At 38.4% G+C, this 17,296-nt stretch carries 17 protein-coding genes; 11 read left to right on the top strand and 6 right to left on the bottom strand.

Features of this window, described 5'->3' with window-relative positions; all coding sequences use genetic code 11:
- From AM305_RS06415 to yedE, 4 genes are all read right to left on the bottom strand, one after another.
- Positions 1-463: hypothetical protein (locus tag AM305_RS06415; protein ID WP_005824246.1), on the bottom strand; the 463-nt coding region annotated here is incomplete at its 3' end.
- A 502-nt stretch (positions 464-965) separates the two neighbouring features.
- Positions 966-1,664 (bottom strand): DDE-type integrase/transposase/recombinase, encoded by a 699-nt coding sequence (locus AM305_RS06410; protein WP_237698379.1) that lies wholly within the window; start codon positions 1,662-1,664, stop codon positions 966-968.
- 219 nt (positions 1,665-1,883) lie between these two features.
- Positions 1,884-2,153 carry a sulfurtransferase-like selenium metabolism protein YedF gene (gene yedF / locus AM305_RS06405; RefSeq protein ID WP_005819410.1) on the bottom strand — a complete coding sequence of 90 codons (270 nt, stop codon included), beginning with the start codon at positions 2,151-2,153 and terminating at the stop codon, positions 1,884-1,886.
- A gap of 24 nt (positions 2,154-2,177) precedes the next feature.
- A complete protein-coding gene (gene yedE / locus AM305_RS06400; protein ID WP_005824242.1) occupies positions 2,178-3,395 on the bottom strand; it encodes a selenium metabolism membrane protein YedE/FdhT in 1,218 nt (405 codons plus the stop codon).
- 292 nt (positions 3,396-3,687) lie between these two features.
- Between yedE and glmU the strand changes: the two genes are divergently transcribed.
- The 11 genes from glmU (at position 3,688) to sbcB (ending at position 16,320) form a co-directional block, all read left to right on the top strand.
- Entirely contained in the window at positions 3,688-5,055 is a 1,368-nt protein-coding gene (gene glmU / locus AM305_RS06395) for a bifunctional UDP-N-acetylglucosamine diphosphorylase/glucosamine-1-phosphate N-acetyltransferase GlmU (protein WP_005819405.1), read from the top strand.
- A gap of 72 nt (positions 5,056-5,127) precedes the next feature.
- Positions 5,128-5,916, top strand: a complete 789-nt coding sequence (locus AM305_RS06390) for an enoyl-ACP reductase FabI (RefSeq protein WP_005819402.1) — start codon at positions 5,128-5,130, stop codon at positions 5,914-5,916.
- Positions 5,917-6,125: 209 nt separating this feature from the next.
- Positions 6,126-8,114, top strand: a complete 1,989-nt coding sequence (locus AM305_RS06385) for an exoribonuclease II (protein WP_005824240.1) — start codon at positions 6,126-6,128, stop codon at positions 8,112-8,114.
- Positions 8,115-8,231: 117 nt separating this feature from the next.
- Complete coding sequence (locus AM305_RS06380; RefSeq protein WP_005824238.1) at positions 8,232-9,308, top strand: trypsin-like peptidase domain-containing protein; 1,077 nt, start codon at positions 8,232-8,234, stop codon at positions 9,306-9,308.
- A gap of 17 nt (positions 9,309-9,325) precedes the next feature.
- On the top strand, positions 9,326-10,000 hold the full coding sequence (gene cmk / locus AM305_RS06375) for a (d)CMP kinase (protein WP_005824236.1): 675 nt from the start codon (positions 9,326-9,328) through the stop codon (positions 9,998-10,000).
- 96 nt (positions 10,001-10,096) lie between these two features.
- The gene (gene rpsA / locus AM305_RS06370) at positions 10,097-11,761 is read left to right on the top strand and encodes a 30S ribosomal protein S1 (protein ID WP_005824235.1); all 1,665 of its coding nucleotides are present in this window, start codon (positions 10,097-10,099) and stop codon (positions 11,759-11,761) included.
- 113 nt (positions 11,762-11,874) lie between these two features.
- The gene (locus AM305_RS06365) at positions 11,875-12,156 is read left to right on the top strand and encodes an integration host factor subunit beta (RefSeq protein ID WP_005824233.1); all 282 of its coding nucleotides are present in this window, start codon (positions 11,875-11,877) and stop codon (positions 12,154-12,156) included.
- A gap of 17 nt (positions 12,157-12,173) precedes the next feature.
- Entirely contained in the window at positions 12,174-12,458 is a 285-nt protein-coding gene (locus AM305_RS06360; RefSeq protein ID WP_005824231.1) for a LapA family protein, read from the top strand.
- Positions 12,458-13,651, top strand: a complete 1,194-nt coding sequence (gene lapB / locus AM305_RS06355) for a lipopolysaccharide assembly protein LapB (RefSeq protein ID WP_005824229.1) — start codon at positions 12,458-12,460, stop codon at positions 13,649-13,651. The genes AM305_RS06360 and lapB overlap by 1 nt, the downstream gene beginning before the upstream one ends.
- Before the next feature lie 17 nt (positions 13,652-13,668).
- Positions 13,669-14,361, top strand: a complete 693-nt coding sequence (gene pyrF, locus AM305_RS06350) for an orotidine-5'-phosphate decarboxylase (RefSeq protein ID WP_005819385.1) — start codon at positions 13,669-13,671, stop codon at positions 14,359-14,361.
- Positions 14,362-14,775: 414 nt separating this feature from the next.
- Positions 14,776-16,320 (top strand): exodeoxyribonuclease I, encoded by a 1,545-nt coding sequence (sbcB, locus tag AM305_RS06345; protein ID WP_005824227.1) that lies wholly within the window; start codon positions 14,776-14,778, stop codon positions 16,318-16,320.
- Between the two features lie 50 nt (positions 16,321-16,370).
- On the opposite strand, the gene AM305_RS06340 is transcribed toward sbcB, so the two are convergent.
- Together AM305_RS06340 and yjgA are read right to left on the bottom strand one after the other, a co-directional pair.
- Positions 16,371-16,745 (bottom strand): SirB2 family protein, encoded by a 375-nt coding sequence (locus tag AM305_RS06340; RefSeq protein ID WP_005824225.1) that lies wholly within the window; start codon positions 16,743-16,745, stop codon positions 16,371-16,373.
- Positions 16,746-17,279, bottom strand: coding sequence for a ribosome biogenesis factor YjgA (yjgA, locus tag AM305_RS06335; RefSeq protein ID WP_005824222.1), 534 nt, complete (start codon positions 17,277-17,279; stop codon positions 16,746-16,748).
- Positions 17,280-17,296: the final 17 nt, after the last annotated feature.

Genomic DNA, 17,296 nt, shown 5'->3' with positions numbered 1-17,296 from the left:
GAGTTTCCGGCTTAGTTGGCTGAGTTTCAGGTTCAACAGGGTTTGTTTCTTGTTCTACATGAGGCACAGTACTAGCTTTGGCATGATTATAAATGCTTGTAGCAACGACAGCGGTAGTAGCAGCTCCTAAAGAAATGCTGGTTAATTGCGCTACACTTAATGAGTTAGCAATAATATTCCTAGTTATAGAAACACTATTTTCAACTACACTAGCTATATTTTCGCCAGAATAATAGGTATTGTATTTTTCCAATATTAAAAGAGGTTCTTCAGTAGAGGGGGTATAAAAGACTAAATCGTCACCAATTTGTTCTACTTGCACATGCTCAATTAATACACCGTTCTCATCAGTAATGCGATAACGCACTGCGCCTTCTGCTTTTTTGATGACTGTTTTTCCTTGTTGCAATGCAATAGATTCCGTTTTATTGCCTTTTGCGATAGTTAAAACTACTTTTCTCATAAAATGATTTCCCTTAGAAAAAATATTGATGTTAGGAGCTATTATTTCTCTTTCACTAAAAGACTACGAGGGTTCTGATTTTGAAAAGATAAACGAACCCTAGTCAGCAGTTACACAAACTCTTCACAAATAAGATCTATGACCACCTTGCGCCAATTGCTACATAATACCCCAAAAGAGAATACATAAATTCTTAATTTTACTGGAGATAGCGTAATTTTACTAGATGCTGAATCTTTTATGATCAAAAAAAACAAGCGATATTAAATCCTAGTTTTCATATGAAGTCGCCTCTTCCAACTCTTCAATCCAAACATCGTTTACATTCACTTGGGTTGTATATACCACTGAGTGGCGGGTTTAATTTTCATTTCTCGGGCATCAAAAATACCTAAGAAATGGAAACGGTAATAAATGTGCCAAATGCCGTCAGCGTAAGGCTCAAAGGCAACTGGCTCATTGGTGAGTACTTGACTGAGGTAGAAAGTTTTACCTTGCCGTTTTACTTCGCCGCTTTAGACAGCTTACTGATACCACCCAATGCTTGTGAGGCAAAGGGTGAGCCGTTATCAGTACGAATGGCACAAGGAATTCCGAACACCGTAAAAAGGCGTTTAAACTCAGCGATAACAGGGGCTGAGCGTGTATTCGCCAGCCCTTTACAGCAGAACAAAAATCGGCTGAAGTTATCCGTGACGGTAAGCGGATAACAGAGCTTTTGATTACCAAGTAAGAACTGCCCCTTGAAATCGGCACTCCAAACGGTATTCGGTGCCGTGCAGTCGCTAAAAGGCTCAGTATCTGCACTGATACGCCGTTTGAGCTTTCTCGGCTGCACAAGCCCTGCACGAGCTAAAATTAAATCGCCGGTGCTGTCTGCGGGCTTTTTCACGTCAGGAAAATGACGTGCGAAGCTATCTAGCAGTTTTTTAGCACCCCAATGAGGACGTTTAATCTTCTCATTGATAAGCCACTCACAAATCCACTTTGGTGTGGCGTTTGGGCTATGATGCGGTTTACGAGATAACTCGCTCAACCCCTCAAAGCCTACTTGTTCGTGGCGTTCAATCCATTTGTCCGCCGTTGGGCGACTTATATTGAACCGTTTACAAAGTTCAACTTTAGTATAGCGTCGGCTAAGCCACGCTTTAATAAAAAGTACACGCTGTTGCATCGCATTTGTCTCTATCCAAGGCATCATCAATCTCCTGAGGAATTTTGATGATGAGTTTACGAAAGAATGTAAACGATGTCTTTGGGTTCGAGTGTAAACGATGTTATCAGGTTGTACCACTCCTTCACTTCGTTTTAGGGGGGTAGAATATATAACGAAGTGAAGGGGTAATGAGACAAATAAGAGTATATTGTCAGTAGTCTGAGTCCTCCGTTTCGGAGGACTTTTGTCTATTATGTTTGTTTATTAGCGTTGAATTAAATAACGCAATTTCGTACCGTCTTGCTCTACGCTTAATAAGGTATAACCGTGGTTTTTAGTATCTACGGGGATATTGTTGATAGATTGGGCGCAATCACTTAATAATTCTAAGATCTCGCCTTTTTGCAATTGTGGCATTGTTTCTAACATCACGATGGCAGGGTAAGGGCAAGGTTCGCCTAAAGTATCAAGCGTGTAATCTGGTGTAATCTCTTTCGGATCTTTATCCAATTTTTGTACAACGGTAAAAGCCATAATTAAATTCCTTATTTAGTAAAATTAGTTTGAACAACAAGCTGTTGCAGCAATTTTCGCTTTTGCTTTCGCTAGGAAACGTTTTTCCCACCAAACAACCGCGATTAAACAGAGGATCAATAGAGCGTAATTCACTAATAAACCGCCTACATCGCCAAATTCTTTGAGTAAATTGAGTTTTTCGTAATCTAAAGCAAGCGCTGGAGCAAGGTCGTCCCATAAGTAAGCTAATAGGGTTGAACCAATCACGTTACCAACGCCAACCCACATAAAATGGACTTGTCCTTCCATTGAGCGATACATCCAACCGGTTTCACAACCGCCTGCTAAAACAATGCCAAAACCGAATAATAAGCCGCCGATAATTGCATTTGGACCTGCCCACATAATTTTAGGTGAAACACCTAATTGAACGTAAGAAAATACGCCAATAGTACCAACGATAATCCCGAAGATGATCGCTTTTGCCATATATGCACGCCCTGTTACCCATAAGTCCCGGAAAGCCGAGGTAAAGCAGATTTGCGCTCGTTCAATTAAAAGCCCGAAAGCTAAACCGCATAGCATCGCAAAGCCAAGTTTAACCGAAGATTGCATCACATAAAGCGAAGCAATAAAGTAAGCAAAGAAAATTACCATACCTAAGCGGAAACGGCGAGTGGCTTGTTTAGGGTCGGTTTCCTGTAATTTTGCAGCGCCTTTTTTCAATTCCAATTTCACACGGAACATCGGGAGTAAAGTAAATTTCACCCCGAAATAAGTGCCAATTGCCGTTGCAATAGTAAAGAACCACGCATGAACGGAAAACTGTGGAATACCCGTAAATAAAGACGCAAGATTACAGCCCATTGCTAAACGAGCGCCAAAACCAGCAAGAATTCCACCGACAACGGCTTGTACAATACGGCGTTTATGGGGTTGATTTCGCCATTTGACATTATTTGCCCATAGCGCTGCGGAAATACAGCCTGCGAACATTCCTAAAATCATCACGCCATCAATACGCGTAAATACACTTCCTTGCATACCAATGATTTTATAGTAGCTCCATTCACTCACATTAATGCCTAAGGCTTGTAGTGCGTGTCCACCCCAGCGAGTAAATTCGCCAGTCACCGCCCAATAAGTGCCTGTGATACCGAAATAATAAGCTGAAAGTAACCCGGCTGCGATCACCGCTGCCACAGGATTCCAATATTTGATGAGATAGTTTTGTTTGAATTGTTGCCAAATCTCTAACATAAGTCCTTAAATCCTTAAGAGAAAGTTAATCGATTTGCAAGAAAGGTATAACAATGAAAACGAGAAATGTCGTTGAACAGATTTTATTTATTCATTTCCTATACACAACACTTGCGATATATCAATGAGATGTCTTGATGACTTAGCCATTATAACGCAATTTTAGTTGAGTGGAATAATCAAATATCAGAAATTTTATATAGTGCAACGTGGCTTATTTTTTTATGCCTTTCTTATCCATGAATTTTTTTGGTAAAATGCTCACATAACTCTCTTACAAAGGATATTAAACATGACTCAAGCACTCAGCGTAGTAATTTTAGCCGCAGGCAAAGGCACTCGTATGTATTCTGACTTACCGAAAGTATTACATCCCGTTGCCGGCAAGCCGATGGTTAAACATGTGATTGATACAGCAAAACAATTAAATGCACGTCAAATTAACTTAATTTATGGACATGGTGCAGATTTATTAAAGGAACGTTTAAGTGATGAGCCTGTAAATTGGGTATTCCAAGCAGAGCAATTAGGCACGGGGCACGCAATGCAACAAGCAGCACCATTTTTTGCCGATGATGAAAATATTGTGATGCTTTATGGCGATGCACCGCTAATTCAAAAAGAAACTTTAGAAAAACTGATTGCAGCTAAACCGGAAAATGGTATTGCTTTATTAACGGTTGAATTAGATAACCCAACAGGTTATGGACGTATTATTCGTGAAAATGGCTCTGTGGTAGCAATTGTTGAACAAAAAGATGCCAATCCGGAACAATTAAAAATTCGTGAAGTAAACACAGGCGTTATGGTTGCAAGCGGAGCAAGTTTTAAAAAATGGCTCGCAGGTTTAAATAACAATAATGCTCAAGGCGAATATTACATTACGGATGTAATTGCAATGGCAAATCAAGACGGTTTTACCGTTCAAGCCGTTCAAGCCTCTGAATTTATGGAAGTAGAAGGTGCAAACAATCGTTTACAGTTAGCCGCATTAGAGCGTTTCTACCAAGAAAAACAAGCTGAGAAATTATTGCTTGCAGGCGTAACGATTATTGATCCGAAACGTTTTGATATTCGTGGCAATATCACTCACGGTAAAGATGTTTCTATTGATGTAAATGTGATTTTAGAAGGCAATATTCAATTAGGTAATAATGTGAAAATTGGCGCTGGTTGTGTGTTGAAAAACGTTATTCTTGGCGATAATGTTGAAATCAAACCTTATTCTGTTTTAGAAGACAGTGTGATTGGCGAAAGTGCTGATGTAGGTCCGTTTGCTCGTTTACGTCCGGGGGTTGAACTTGCAGCAAAAGCTCATGTAGGTAACTTTGTTGAAATCAAAAAATCAACCATTGGCGAAGGCTCGAAAGTGGGGCATTTAACTTATATTGGTGACAGTGAGGTAGGTGCAAATGTGAATATCGGTGCAGGTACGATTACCTGTAACTATGATGGTGCGAATAAGTTTAAAACGGTCATCGGCGATAACGTGTTTGTCGGTTCAGATAGCCAATTAGTTGCTCCTGTTACTATCGCTAATGGCGCAACCATTGGTGCAGGTGCAACCATTACGAAAGATGTGGCAGAAAACGAACTTGTGATTACTCGTGTGCCACAAAAACACATTCAAGGTTGGAAACGTCCGACCAAACAGAAATAATCCCACAAGCGGTTGTTTTTTAGATATAATTTGCAACGTTTTGAAAACGTTAATGTTAAATGAGGAAAGATTATGGGCTTTTTAGCTGGTAAAAGAATTTTAATTACAGGTTTAGCAAGCAATCGTTCGATTGCTTACGGTATTGCAAAAGCAATGAAAGCACAAGGTGCAGAATTAGCCTTTACCTATTTAAACGACAAACTTCAACCACGCGTTGAAGAGTTTGCCAAAGAGTTTGGTTCAGACATCGTATTACCATTAGATGTAGCAACCGATGAAAGCATCACAAACTGCTTTGCAGAATTAAGCAAAAAATGGGAAAAATTTGACGGTTTCGTTCACGCAATCGCCTTCGCACCAGGTGATCAATTAGATGGCGACTATGTAAATGCTGCAACCCGTGAAGGCTACCGAATCGCCCACGACATCAGTGCATACAGCTTTGTAGCAATGGCACAAGCAGCACGTCCATTCTTAAACAAAGATGCTGCATTATTAACCCTTTCTTATTTAGGTGCAGAACGTGCAATCCCTAACTATAATGTGATGTGTTTAGCAAAAGCATCACTTGAAGCAGCAACTCGCGTAATGGCTGCAGATTTAGGTAAAGAAGGTATCCGTGTTAATGCGATCTCTGCAGGTCCAATTCGTACGCTTGCGGCATCAGGCATCAAAAACTTCAAGAAAATGCTTGCAGCATTCGAACAAACCGCTGCATTACGCCGTACTGTAACAATTGAAGATGTGGGTAATTCAGCCGCATTCTTATGTTCTGACCTTGCTTCAGGCGTAACAGGCGAAGTGTTGCACGTTGATGCGGGCTTTAGCATTACTGCAATGGGCGAATTAGGCGAAGAGTAATTGCTTTATTGAATTGATTTAGAGGACAGGCTTTATGCCTGTCCTTTTGTCTACTATGCCATTTTATCAAATTAAGGGGTTGTGCATTTACTCCATAATACTGGAAAAATCGTGATTTTCTCAGACAGAATGACTGAAATCCGTTATAATCCCGTCAATTTTACAGGTGCATTTCGCACCGCTTTTTATTTTTACTAACTAGAGAATTTATGTTTCAAAACAATCCATTATTAGCGCAGTTAAAGCAACAAATTGAAGCGAGTAAAGAATACGTTGAAGGGCGTGTTAAAACCTCAGATAAAGCTTATGGTTTCTTAGAGTGTGAAAAAGAGAGCTTTTTTATTCCGCCGGCAGAAATGAAGAAAGTGATGCACGGTGATACAGTTAAAGCGGTGGTTAAACGTGAAGGCGATAAGGCATCAGTAGAAATTGATAGCCTAATTGAGCCCATGTTAGATCGCTTTATTGCACAGGTTCGTTATAACAAAGATAACAAGCTTCAATTATTGGTAGATCACCCAAGTATTAAAGCACCAATGCCTGCGAACACCCATAAAAAGGTAACAGAGACATTAGAAAACGGAGATTGGGTTGTTGCGCAATTACGTACGCACCCATTAAGAGATGACCGTTTCTTCTTTGCACAGGTTACACAGTTTATTTGTAAAGAGAGTGATAATTTTGCACCATGGTGGGTTACATTAGCACGTCACGAGCAGCCTCGTGAACCGGTGGCTACAGAAAAACATTACGCACTAAATGATGAATTAGAACGCCAAGATCTTACAGAACTTTATTTTACTACTATTGATAGCGCATCCACTCAAGATATGGACGATGCGTTATATATCTCGCCAATTGAAGAAAATGGTGTTCAAACAGGTTGGCGTTTAGTCGTTGCGATTGCTGATCCAACCGCCTATATTCCAGAAAATTCACAAATTGAAAAAGCAGCTCGTCAGCGTTGTTTTACGAACTATTTACCGGGTTTTAATATTCCAATGTTGCCGAGAGAGCTATCTGATGATCTTTGCTCTTTGGTTGCAAATGAAAAACGTCCAGCATTAGTCGGTTTTATCGAAACCGATCTTGAAGGAAATATTGTTAAACAAGCGGAGTTCGTTTCCGCTTGGGTCGAAAGCAAAGCTAAATTGGTTTATGACAATGTGTCAGATTATCTTGAAGGCGTTGAAAATGCGTGGCAACCAGAAAATGCACAAGTAAAACAGCAGATTGATTGGTTACATCAATTTACGCAAGCTCGCATTAACTGGCGCAAAAACAATGCATTGGTTTTTAAAGAGCAAGGCGATTATTCCTTTGAGTTAAATGAAGATGGCTCGGTACGAGATATTCATATTGAATACCGCCGTATTGCCAATCAAATTGTCGAAGAGAGTATGATTATTGCGAACATTTGTGCGGCGCAATTCTTAGATGCTAATGCACAAACGGGGATATTTAATACTCATTCAGGTTTTGACCCTAAAAATTATGAAGCGGTAAAAACCTTTTTATTAAATACTTTAACGAATGAAAATACCGATGAGGCAACATTAGCAACATTAAACGAACGCTATTCAAGTGAACGTTTAGCTACCTTAGATGGATATTGTGAAATGCAACGTGATGTGAGAGATTTTCCAGAGAGTTTTCTTGAATTACGTTTACGCCGTTATCTGACATTCGCAGAATTTAAAGCAGAAGTTGCGCCGCATTTCGGTTTGGGCATTAGCCATTATGCCACTTGGACTTCACCAATCCGTAAATATGGCGACATGGTAAATCATCGAATTATCAAACAGATCTTACAAGGCAAGTCTGTTAATCCGGTAGAAACGAGCATTTTGGAGCGATTACAGGAAGCTCGCAAGCAAAATCGTATGGTAGAAAGAGATGTCGCGGATTGGTTATATGCTCGCTATCTTTTCCCAATGGTTGAACAAGCGGTCGAATTTGAATGTGAAATTGCAGATGTTTCTCGTGGTGGAATTCGAGCGCGTGTATTAGAAAATGGTGCATCTATTTTTGTGCCTTATTCAACGTTACACGATAACAAAGATGAAATGGATTACCGTAGTGAAGAAATCGCGCTTTATATCAAAGGGGAAAAAGCGTACCAAATCGGGCAAGCGGTTAAAGTAAAATTAACAGAAGTCCGTTTAGAAACTCGTTCTATTGTTGGTAATATTGTTTAATAAACTGTTATAAAATCAAAAGAGGAATGGCGATACAAAGCATGATTCCTCTTTTTTTATCATAAGATAATGTTATACTAATCATATTCTAAGTATTTTATTTTTAGCGAGATTTTAATGGCAAAGAAGATTATTCAAGCGGTTATTTTTGGTCTGTTTTGTGCAGCCTTAATTCTGTTTGTTTTCCCTTGGGTGAATACGCAAGTTAAGAAATTTAATCTTTTTCAGCCAGAAATCGTAAGTTACCATGATGCTGTAAAAGTCGCATCTCCGGCAGTTGTGAATATTTATACCCAGATATTAGACAATAGTAGTGAGAGTGGTACGCGTCTAAATTTAGGATCGGGCGTGATCATGACGGACGCAGGGTATATTTTAACAAATAACCATGTTATTAAAGATGGGTATCAAATTGATGTTTATCTTCAAAATGGAAAACGCTTTAATGCTTATGTGGTAGGGTATGATGTTTTAACCGATCTTGCGGTATTAAAAATTAATGCGGATAACCTTCCGACAATTCCTCAAAATAATAAACGGGAATTACGTGTAGGTGATGTGGTATTAGCAATCGGTAATCCTTATAACTTAGGGCAAAGTGTTACACAAGGGATTATTAGTGCAACAGGGCGTAATACGCTATCAGATCGTACTCGTCAAAATTTTATCCAAACGGATGCGCCAATCAGTAAAGGTAATTCAGGTGGCGCATTAATTAACACGGCAGGAGAATTGATCGGTATCAATACCATTAGTTTGAAGAATAGTGGTGAAATTAAAGAGCTAAGCGTAACAGGGACAGATGCCATTGCAGAAGGATTAAATTTTGCGATTCCGATCAATCAAGCTATTGGGATTATGAAAAAGATCATTAAAGACGGTCGAGTAATTCGAGGGTATTTTGGTGTAAGTAGCGATTTATTCTATTCGGCAGAACAGCTTGGTGTAGAACGAGGTGTATTGATTACTGGTGTGGCTGCAAATGGTCCCGCAGAAAAAGCTGGCATTCATGTTGGTGATATCGTATTAAGAATAGATAAAATTGAGGCTGTTTCTCCTTCACAAATGATGGAGGTATTAGGAAACATTAGTCCTAATACCAAAGTGAGGGTAGTTGTTCTTAGACAGGGTAAACAGCTTGAATTTGATGTTGTTATCGGCGAATTTCCCGATGTTCAAATCAATGATGAATAAATAAAATAAGGAAAAATATGAAAAATGTGATTATCACGGTAGATGGACCAAGCGGTGCAGGTAAAGGCACATTATGTTATGCCTTAGCTCAAAAATTGGGCTTTGATTTCCTTGACTCAGGGGCTATTTATCGTATCACAGCATTAGCGGCAACTAAAAAGGCAATTCCATTAAATGATGAAAATGCATTAGCGGAAATCGGTCAAAATCTAGATGTGCAATTTATTCCGCAAGATGGCGAAGTGAATGTTATTTTAAATGGTGAAAATGTTGGCGACCAAATTCGCACGGCAGAAGCAGGGCAAAATGCTTCAAAAGTTGCGGCTTTCCCTAAGGTTCGTCAGGCTTTATTACAACGCCAGCGTGACTTTGCAAGTGAAAAAGGATTGATTGCTGATGGAAGAGATATGGGAACAGTTGTTTTTCCTGAAGCACAAATTAAGCTCTTTTTGGATGCTTCAGCAGAAGAACGTGCAAAAAGACGTGTAAAACAGTTGCAATCTAAAGGATTTAATGCTAATTTTGACGAGATTTTAGCCGAGATAAAAGAACGTGATTTCAGAGATAGAAATCGTGCTGTTGCACCACTTGTGCCTGCAGCAGATGCGCTACTTTTAGATTCGACAAATTTATCGATTGATGAGGTTATTCAACAAGCATTAGATTATATTTCATCAAAAGGTATTCTCTAATTTTAGTCCAGTGAAGCAATGGATTGCTTTACTTTTATTATCAACCCCGTTTAACAGGATGTTAGATGGTAGTTTATTTTTATTAAGAAGAAAATTATGTCAGAAAATTTTGCTCAACTACTTGAAGAATTCCTTTCTAACGAAGCTCGTTTAGGTTCTGTTGTTAAAGGTACTGTAGTAGCTATCCAAAAAGGCTATGTAATCGTTGATACTGGTTTCAAATCAGAATCAGCAATTGAAGCTTCAGAATTTACAAACGCACAAGGCGAATTAGAAGTTCAAGTTGGTGACGTTGTTGATGTGGTATTAAAAGCTGTTGAAGACGGCTTCGGTGAAACAGTAGTTTCTCGTGGTGACGCAAAACGTAACGAAGCTTGGATTGCTTTAGAAAAAGCATTCGAAGAACAAGCGACAGTAACAGGTTTTGTAAATGGTAAAGTAAAAGGCGGTTTCACTGTTGAATTAAATGGTGTTCGTGCGTTCTTACCAGGTTCATTAGTTGATACTCGTCCAGTACGTGATTCTTTAAACCTTGAAGGTCAAACTTTAGAGTTAAAAGTAATCAAATTAGACCAAAAACGTAACAATGTTGTTGTATCTCGTCGCGCAGTAATCGAAACAACTAACTCAGCTGATCGTGAAGAAGTATTAGCGAACTTAGTTGAAGGTTCTGAAGTGAAAGGTGTTGTTAAAAACTTAACAGACTACGGTGCATTCGTTGATTTAGGTGGCGTTGATGGCTTATTACACATCACAGATATGGCTTGGAAACGTGTTAAACACCCAAGCGAAGTGGTTACAGTAGGTCAAGAAGTTACTGTTAAAGTACTTAAATTCGACAAAGATAAAACACGTGTATCATTAGGCTTAAAACAATTAGGTCAAGATCCATGGGTTGCTATTGCACAAAATCACCCAGTAGGCAGCAAATTAAGCGGTAAAGTAACTAACTTAACAGACTACGGCTGCTTCGTTGAAATTTTAGATGGTGTTGAAGGTTTAGTTCACGTTTCAGAAATGGATTGGACAAACAAAAATATCCACCCTTCTAAAGTAGTAAGCGTTGGTGATGTTGTTGAAGTAATGGTACTTGAAGTTGATGAAGAACGTCGTCGTATCTCATTAGGTTTAAAACAATGCAAAGCAAACCCATGGGAACACTTCGCAGCGACTCACAACAAAAACGACAAAGTTTCAGGTAAAATCAAATCAATCACTGATTTCGGTATCTTCATCGGTTTAGAAGGTGGTATCGATGGTTTAGTACACTTATCTGATATTTCTTGGGAAGTTCAAGGCGAAGAAGCTGTACGTAACTACAAAAAAGGTGATGAAGTAGAAGCGGTTGTTTTACAAGTTGATGCAGTTAAAGAGCGTATCTCTTTAGGTATCAAACAATTAAGTTCAGATCCTTTCTCTAACTTCATTGATTCAACTAAGAAAGGTGCTATCGTTTCTGGTAAAGTAACAGCAGTTGATGCAAAAGGTGTTACTGTTGAACTAGAAGGCGGCGTTGAAGCTTATATTCGTGCAAACGAAGCTACACTTGATCGCGTAGAAGACATCACTTCTGTAATTTCAGTAGGCGATGCAATCGAAGCGAAATATACAGGTGTAGATCGTAAAGCTCGCGTAATCAACTTATCTGTTCGTGCAAAAGCAGAAGCTGAAGAATCAGCAGCAATTGCTCAAGTGAACAAAGAAGAAGTTGCTATGCCAAATGCATTTGCAGAAGCATTCAAAGCAGCTAAAGGCGAATAATTAATTTATTCTTCTCTAAAGCGGGTATGTAAAGCATACCCGCTTATCTACGTGTTATATTTAAGCAAAGGGTATTCGTTTCTTTAAATATAATTCGTATAGGTGGAAAAGAAATGACGAAATCAGAATTGATTGATAACTTATTTTCACAAAACCCCTCACTTCATTTAAGTATGGTTGAAGACGGGGTAAAAGAAATTCTTGAGAAAATAATGTTCTCTTTAGAAAATGGTGAACGTATTGAAATTAGAGGATTTGGTAGTTTCTCTTTACACCATCGTGATGCACGAGTAGGGCGCAATCCTAAAACCGGGGAAAGCGTCAAATTAGAAGCGAAGTCCGTTCCGCATTTTAAAGCGGGTAAAGAATTAAAAGAACGTGTAGATTTATCTTAACTACGTGAGGTTATGATATGAAATATATATTAGGCTTAATTATTGTTTTAACGGTTGTTATTGTGGGGATTACCATTGGTGCTAATAATGATCAGTTAATTACCTTTAACTATGTTATTGCACAAAGTGAAATTCGTTTGTCTACTTTAGTAGCGGTATTATTTGGTTTCGGTCTAATCCTAGGCTGGCTTTTGACTGGTATTTTTTACTTAAAATTAAAACTTCAAAACTTAGCGTTAAATCGCCGAGTTAAACGTCAATCACAACAGATTACCGAATTAACCACGCCTAAGGCTGAATAATGCTTGAATTATTGTTCCTTTTACTTCCTATTGCCGCTCTTTATGGCTGGTATATGGGGCAACGTAGTGCTAAAAAGGATCAAGAATCTATCCAAAACAAATTTTCCCGTGACTATGTCACGGGATTGAACTTCCTTTTATCTAATCAGCAAGAAAAAGCCGTTGATCTTTTCCTTTCTATGTTGCAAAAGCAAGAATCGGAAAATCAAATCGCAACCGAATCTCAATTTGAAGCAGAATTAACACTTGGAAATCTCTTTCGCTCAAGGGGCGAAGTTGATCGTGCATTGCGGATTCATCAGGCGTTAGATTTAAGTCCAGATTACTCCATTGAACAAAAATTACTTGCTAAGCAGCAACTTGCGAAAGATTTTATGGCGGCAGGTTTTTATGATCGGGCAGAAAACTATTATATTCTTTTGCTGGATGAACCTGAATTTGCGGTTAATTCACTTTCTCAATTGATGTCAATTTATCAAAAAACCAAAGAATGGAAGAAAGCGATTAATGTGTCCGAGAAGTTATTAAAGATAGCACCGGAAACAGATCGCATACCGCTTGCTCATTATTATTGTGAATATGCTCAAGCGGTTAAAAATGAAGATCAAAATGCATTTTTATCTCTTTTGGAGAAGGCTTTAGAACATTTCCCACAATGCGCTCGTGCTTCCATGATGTTAGGTGATTATCATCTCGAAAATCAACGTGTTAGAACTGCGGCGGATTATTATGAGAAAGTCTTGATGCAAGATTCAGATTATATAGGCGAAGTGCTCGATAAAATACGTACTTGCTATTTGACATTAAAAGATCTTGGTGGATATGAAATTTTCTTGATCCGAGCGAATCAGGTAAAACATAATGCTGGTGTGGACTTAGCACTAACGCAATTGATTGAGGAGAAAGATGGTGTTTCTGCAGCACAATCAAAACTTTACCAACAGGTAAGGCAATATCCTCATTTACTGACTTTCCATCGCTTTATTCATTACCAAATCAATGAAGCTGAAGAAGGAAGTGGGAAAGAGAGTCTCATTTTGCTTCATAATATGGTTGGTGAGCAGATAAAAAAAGGATTCAAGTATCGTTGTTTAAACTGTGGCTATCAAAGTTACCGTTTAAATTGGTATTGCCCATCTTGCCGGCAGTGGGAAAAAATTAAACCTATTCATAGTATTGACACAACAATTTAAAATCATCGGAGTTCCATATGAATAATAAAGTTATCGTTGCATTAGATTACGAAACCGAACGTGAGGCCCTAGCATTTGTAGATCAAGTCGATCCTTCACTTTGCCGTTTGAAAGTAGGGAAAGAAATGTTTACAACATTAGGAACCACTTTTGTAAAACAACTTCATGAGCGCAAATTTGATGTTTTTCTTGATTTAAAATATCACGATATTCCTAATACAGTGGCTCGTGCCGTTCGTTCAGCTGCAGATCTCGGTGTATGGATGGTAGATTTACATGCTTCAGGTGGCTTAGCAATGATGGAAGAAGCAAAGAAAATCTTAGAACCGTATGGAAAAGATGCGCCATTATTGATTGCGGTAACCGTATTAACAAGTATGGAAGATTTAGACTTATTGCAAATTGGTATTAATGCTTCTCCAATGGAACAAGTTATTCGTTTAGCGCATTTAGCTCAACGCGCAGGCTGCGATGGCGTGGTATGTTCTCCACAAGAAGTTGAAGTATTACGTACACATTGCGGTAAAGACTTCAAACTTATTACCCCAGGTATTCGTCCAGAGGGTAGTGATTTTGGCGATCAACGTCGTGTAATGACGCCAAAACAAGCAATTGAAACAGGTTCGGATTTCTTAGTGATTGGCAGACCAATTACACAGGCGAAAGATCCTTTGGCGGTGTTAAAATCCATTAATGCGAGTATTGCATAATAATGATGCTTTAATGTGCCTCTTATGATCTGTACTCTAAAACTTGGAGTAACTCTTCAACGGATTAGGGTGCCGATTTTTTATAGTGGAATATTCTCAATTGTCAAAATGGAAACGAATAGATTCTTATTGGGAATAAAGATACTAAATTAAAATGACATTCTCTTGAAATTAAACCTAAAGAATAGGTTCAACACTAAATAGAAAAATTTCTATTTTTTATGAACTTTTCCGTTTTCCTAGAGTCTGATTAAACGTAACTGATTTATCAGCAGCAAGTTTTTTTCATTTTCTTAATAAGACCTCCGCCCGTATTCGAATATTGAATACGGGCTTTTTTTTGAGCGAGATTTACTAACGGTAGGACTAGGTTGTGATACAATCATACTAATTTGATTTCACGATAAAATTAGTATGGAAAAAGCATTAACATTTTTCTTTTATGATTACGAAAGCTTTGGCGTTAATCCTGCCGTAGATCGCCCTGCGCAATTTGCTGGCATTCGTACCGATGATCAATTCAATATTATCGGTGAGCCTGTAATGTTTTATTGTAAGCAAACATCCGACTACCTACCATCGCCCGAAGCAGTAATGGTAACGGGGATTTTGCCGCAACAATGTAACGCTGAAGGACTTTCTGAACCCGAATTTGCAGCACGCATTCATGCCGAATTCAGCCAGCCAAATACTTGTGTGATCGGGTATAACAATATTCGATATGATGATGAAATGACACGTTATACCTTCTTCCGCAATTTTTTTGATCCCTACGAATATAGTTGGAAAAATGGAAATTCTCGTTGGGATTTGCTTGATGTAGTACGTGCGTGTTATGCATTACGTCCGGAAGGGATTGACTGGGTAAAAGACGAAGAGGGAATTCCTAATTTTAAATTAGAAAATTTGACCAAAGCCAATGGGATTGCCCACGAAAATGCGCATGATGCTATGTCGGATGTATATGCAACCATCTCAATGGCAAAATTGATCAAAGAGAAACAGCCTAAATTATTTCAATTTTTCTTTGAGCATCGTGGAAAAAAAGAAATTGAAAAATTGATTGATACAGCTGAAATGACACCACTTGTTCACGTATCAGGTATGTTAGGGAATTATCGTGGTAATACAGCTTGGGTCGTACCCCTTGCATGGCATCCAACAAATCAAAATGCGGTTATTGTGTGTGATTTATCGGGCGATATTCAAGGTTTATTAAATGAAAGTAGCGAAGTATTAAAAAATCGTCTTTATACAAAAAGAACGGAGCTTTCTGAACAAGAAAAGCCAGTGCCGTTGAAGTTAGTGCATATCAATAAATGTCCTATTCTCGCACCGGCAAAAGTATTACTTCCCGAAAATGCTGCCCGTTTAGGTATTGATAGAGAACAATGCCTAGAGAATTTAAAAGCATTAAAGGCACAAAAAAGCCTTGTGCGTGAGAAAGTGATTGAGATTTTTACTGAAGATCGTACTTTTGCACCGAGTGATAATGTTGAAACATCGCTTTATGATGGCTTTTTCTCGCAAGCGGATAAAAATAATATGAGTATTTTACGTAGCTTAGCGCCAGAAGAGTTAGCCCATCACGGCTTACAATTTGCGGATCTTCGTGTAGAAAAATTATTGTTCCACTATCGAGCAAGGCATTATCCGGAAACATTAACACGCGCTGAACAAATTAAATGGCAGAAGTATTGTCATCAACAACTGGATTTACGGGCGGAGCAATTTGCACAATCCATCGAAACATTATTCCAAATTCATCACGATGATGAAGAAAAGGTAAAATTATTGGAAGAATTGACCGCTTATGTAGCTCAGATTTCACAGGATCAAGGTGTAACCTATATACAAAAAGAACAGCAGCCTAATTTAGTAAATGAGTTAAATCAAGTGGCAGAAAATACGATGAGCAAAGCAGAAAAGTTAGCAATGTTAAAAAATTTGATTAAATAATCTAAAGAAAAGGGCAAGTATTCAAACTTGCCCTTTGTCTGTTATGCCTCTTAATGCATAACAGCAATCATCATTGCCATCATAAAACTAACGACAGCTAGCAGATAAAATTTCAATGAAAAAGGTTGTGTTTTCTTAAAGGCTTTAGCTGAAAAAACAATATAAAGCACAATAAATAAAAATTTGCCTAATAACCAACTTAATTCTGAAAGCGTATAAATACCATTAGAAAGGTAAACCGAAACGACAATCGCACCGCTTAACAGAAGTAGAGTATCGACTAAATGAGGTGCAATTAGTAACACTTTCACTTTACGCCAATTTACGCCTTTAGCACTCAAAGCCCCACGAGTTAACAATAAAATTAGACTTAAATAAGCAAAGCCGGCATGGCTATGAATCAATTTTGGTAAAATTTCTAACATTTAACCCTCTGCAATTTCTGTTTTTAAGTATTGAAAAATCTCACGATAGGCTTTAGGTGCTTTGTTTGCTTCTTTCTCTTTTTGCGCTGAACGAATGAGATTGCGTAAATGTTGGCGATCTAATTGTGGGTATTCATCCATTAAATGATTTAATGACGCATCCCCCATTTCAATAAGTTGATCTCGAACTAATTCAAGTTTATGCAATAACGCCTGTTGTTGGTTATGGCGGTTTTTAATTTTATCTAGTGCCTCTTGGATTGGTTCAGGATCTCGGTTGCGCAGTAATTTCCCGATAAATTGAATTTGACGGCGACGTGCTTCTAATTTAAAACTTTGTGCTTGGCGTACCGCATCTTTTAAATCTTCATCAAGGGGAATTTTCTCTAAATTTTGTGGGCTAAGCTCAATGATCTCCGCGCCAAGCCTTTTTAGTTGCTCTGAATCACGTTTGATTTCACTTTTACTGACCCAAATAATTTCTTCATCTTCATCAGTCCAATCAATTTCATTTTTACTACGTTTTTTTGCCATTATTGCTCCGGATTTAT

The organism is Actinobacillus minor NM305 (assembly GCF_000175195.1).
In the GTDB taxonomy this organism is placed as follows: Bacteria; Pseudomonadota; Gammaproteobacteria; order Enterobacterales; family Pasteurellaceae; genus Haemophilus_A; species Haemophilus_A minor.
The sequence above is the reverse complement of the archived record's forward strand: the minus strand, read 5'-3'. Positions and strand labels throughout refer to the sequence as shown.

Bases quoted from the DNA above. Each gene is read 5' to 3' on its own strand.
- AM305_RS06410 (WP_237698379.1), bottom strand. From the start codon at position 1,664: ATGATGCCTTGGATAGAGACAAATGCGATGCAACAGCGTGTACTTTTT.
- AM305_RS06380 (WP_005824238.1), top strand. From the start codon at position 8,232: ATGGCAAAGAAGATTATTCAAGCGGTTATTTTTGGTCTGTTTTGTGCA.
- yedE (WP_005824242.1), bottom strand. From the start codon at position 3,395: ATGTTAGAGATTTGGCAACAATTCAAACAAAACTATCTCATCAAATAT.
- AM305_RS06385 (WP_005824240.1), top strand. From the start codon at position 6,126: ATGTTTCAAAACAATCCATTATTAGCGCAGTTAAAGCAACAAATTGAA.
- rpsA (WP_005824235.1), top strand. From the start codon at position 10,097: ATGTCAGAAAATTTTGCTCAACTACTTGAAGAATTCCTTTCTAACGAA.
- yjgA (WP_005824222.1), bottom strand. From the start codon at position 17,279: ATGGCAAAAAAACGTAGTAAAAATGAAATTGATTGGACTGATGAAGAT.
- AM305_RS06365 (WP_005824233.1), top strand. From the start codon at position 11,875: ATGACGAAATCAGAATTGATTGATAACTTATTTTCACAAAACCCCTCA.
- yedF (WP_005819410.1), bottom strand. From the start codon at position 2,153: ATGGCTTTTACCGTTGTACAAAAATTGGATAAAGATCCGAAAGAGATT.
- lapB (WP_005824229.1), top strand. From the start codon at position 12,458: ATGCTTGAATTATTGTTCCTTTTACTTCCTATTGCCGCTCTTTATGGC.
- AM305_RS06390 (WP_005819402.1), top strand. From the start codon at position 5,128: ATGGGCTTTTTAGCTGGTAAAAGAATTTTAATTACAGGTTTAGCAAGC.
- glmU (WP_005819405.1), top strand. From the start codon at position 3,688: ATGACTCAAGCACTCAGCGTAGTAATTTTAGCCGCAGGCAAAGGCACT.
- AM305_RS06340 (WP_005824225.1), bottom strand. From the start codon at position 16,745: ATGTTAGAAATTTTACCAAAATTGATTCATAGCCATGCCGGCTTTGCT.
- AM305_RS06360 (WP_005824231.1), top strand. From the start codon at position 12,174: ATGAAATATATATTAGGCTTAATTATTGTTTTAACGGTTGTTATTGTG.
- sbcB (WP_005824227.1), top strand. From the start codon at position 14,776: ATGGAAAAAGCATTAACATTTTTCTTTTATGATTACGAAAGCTTTGGC.
- cmk (WP_005824236.1), top strand. From the start codon at position 9,326: ATGAAAAATGTGATTATCACGGTAGATGGACCAAGCGGTGCAGGTAAA.
- pyrF (WP_005819385.1), top strand. From the start codon at position 13,669: ATGAATAATAAAGTTATCGTTGCATTAGATTACGAAACCGAACGTGAG.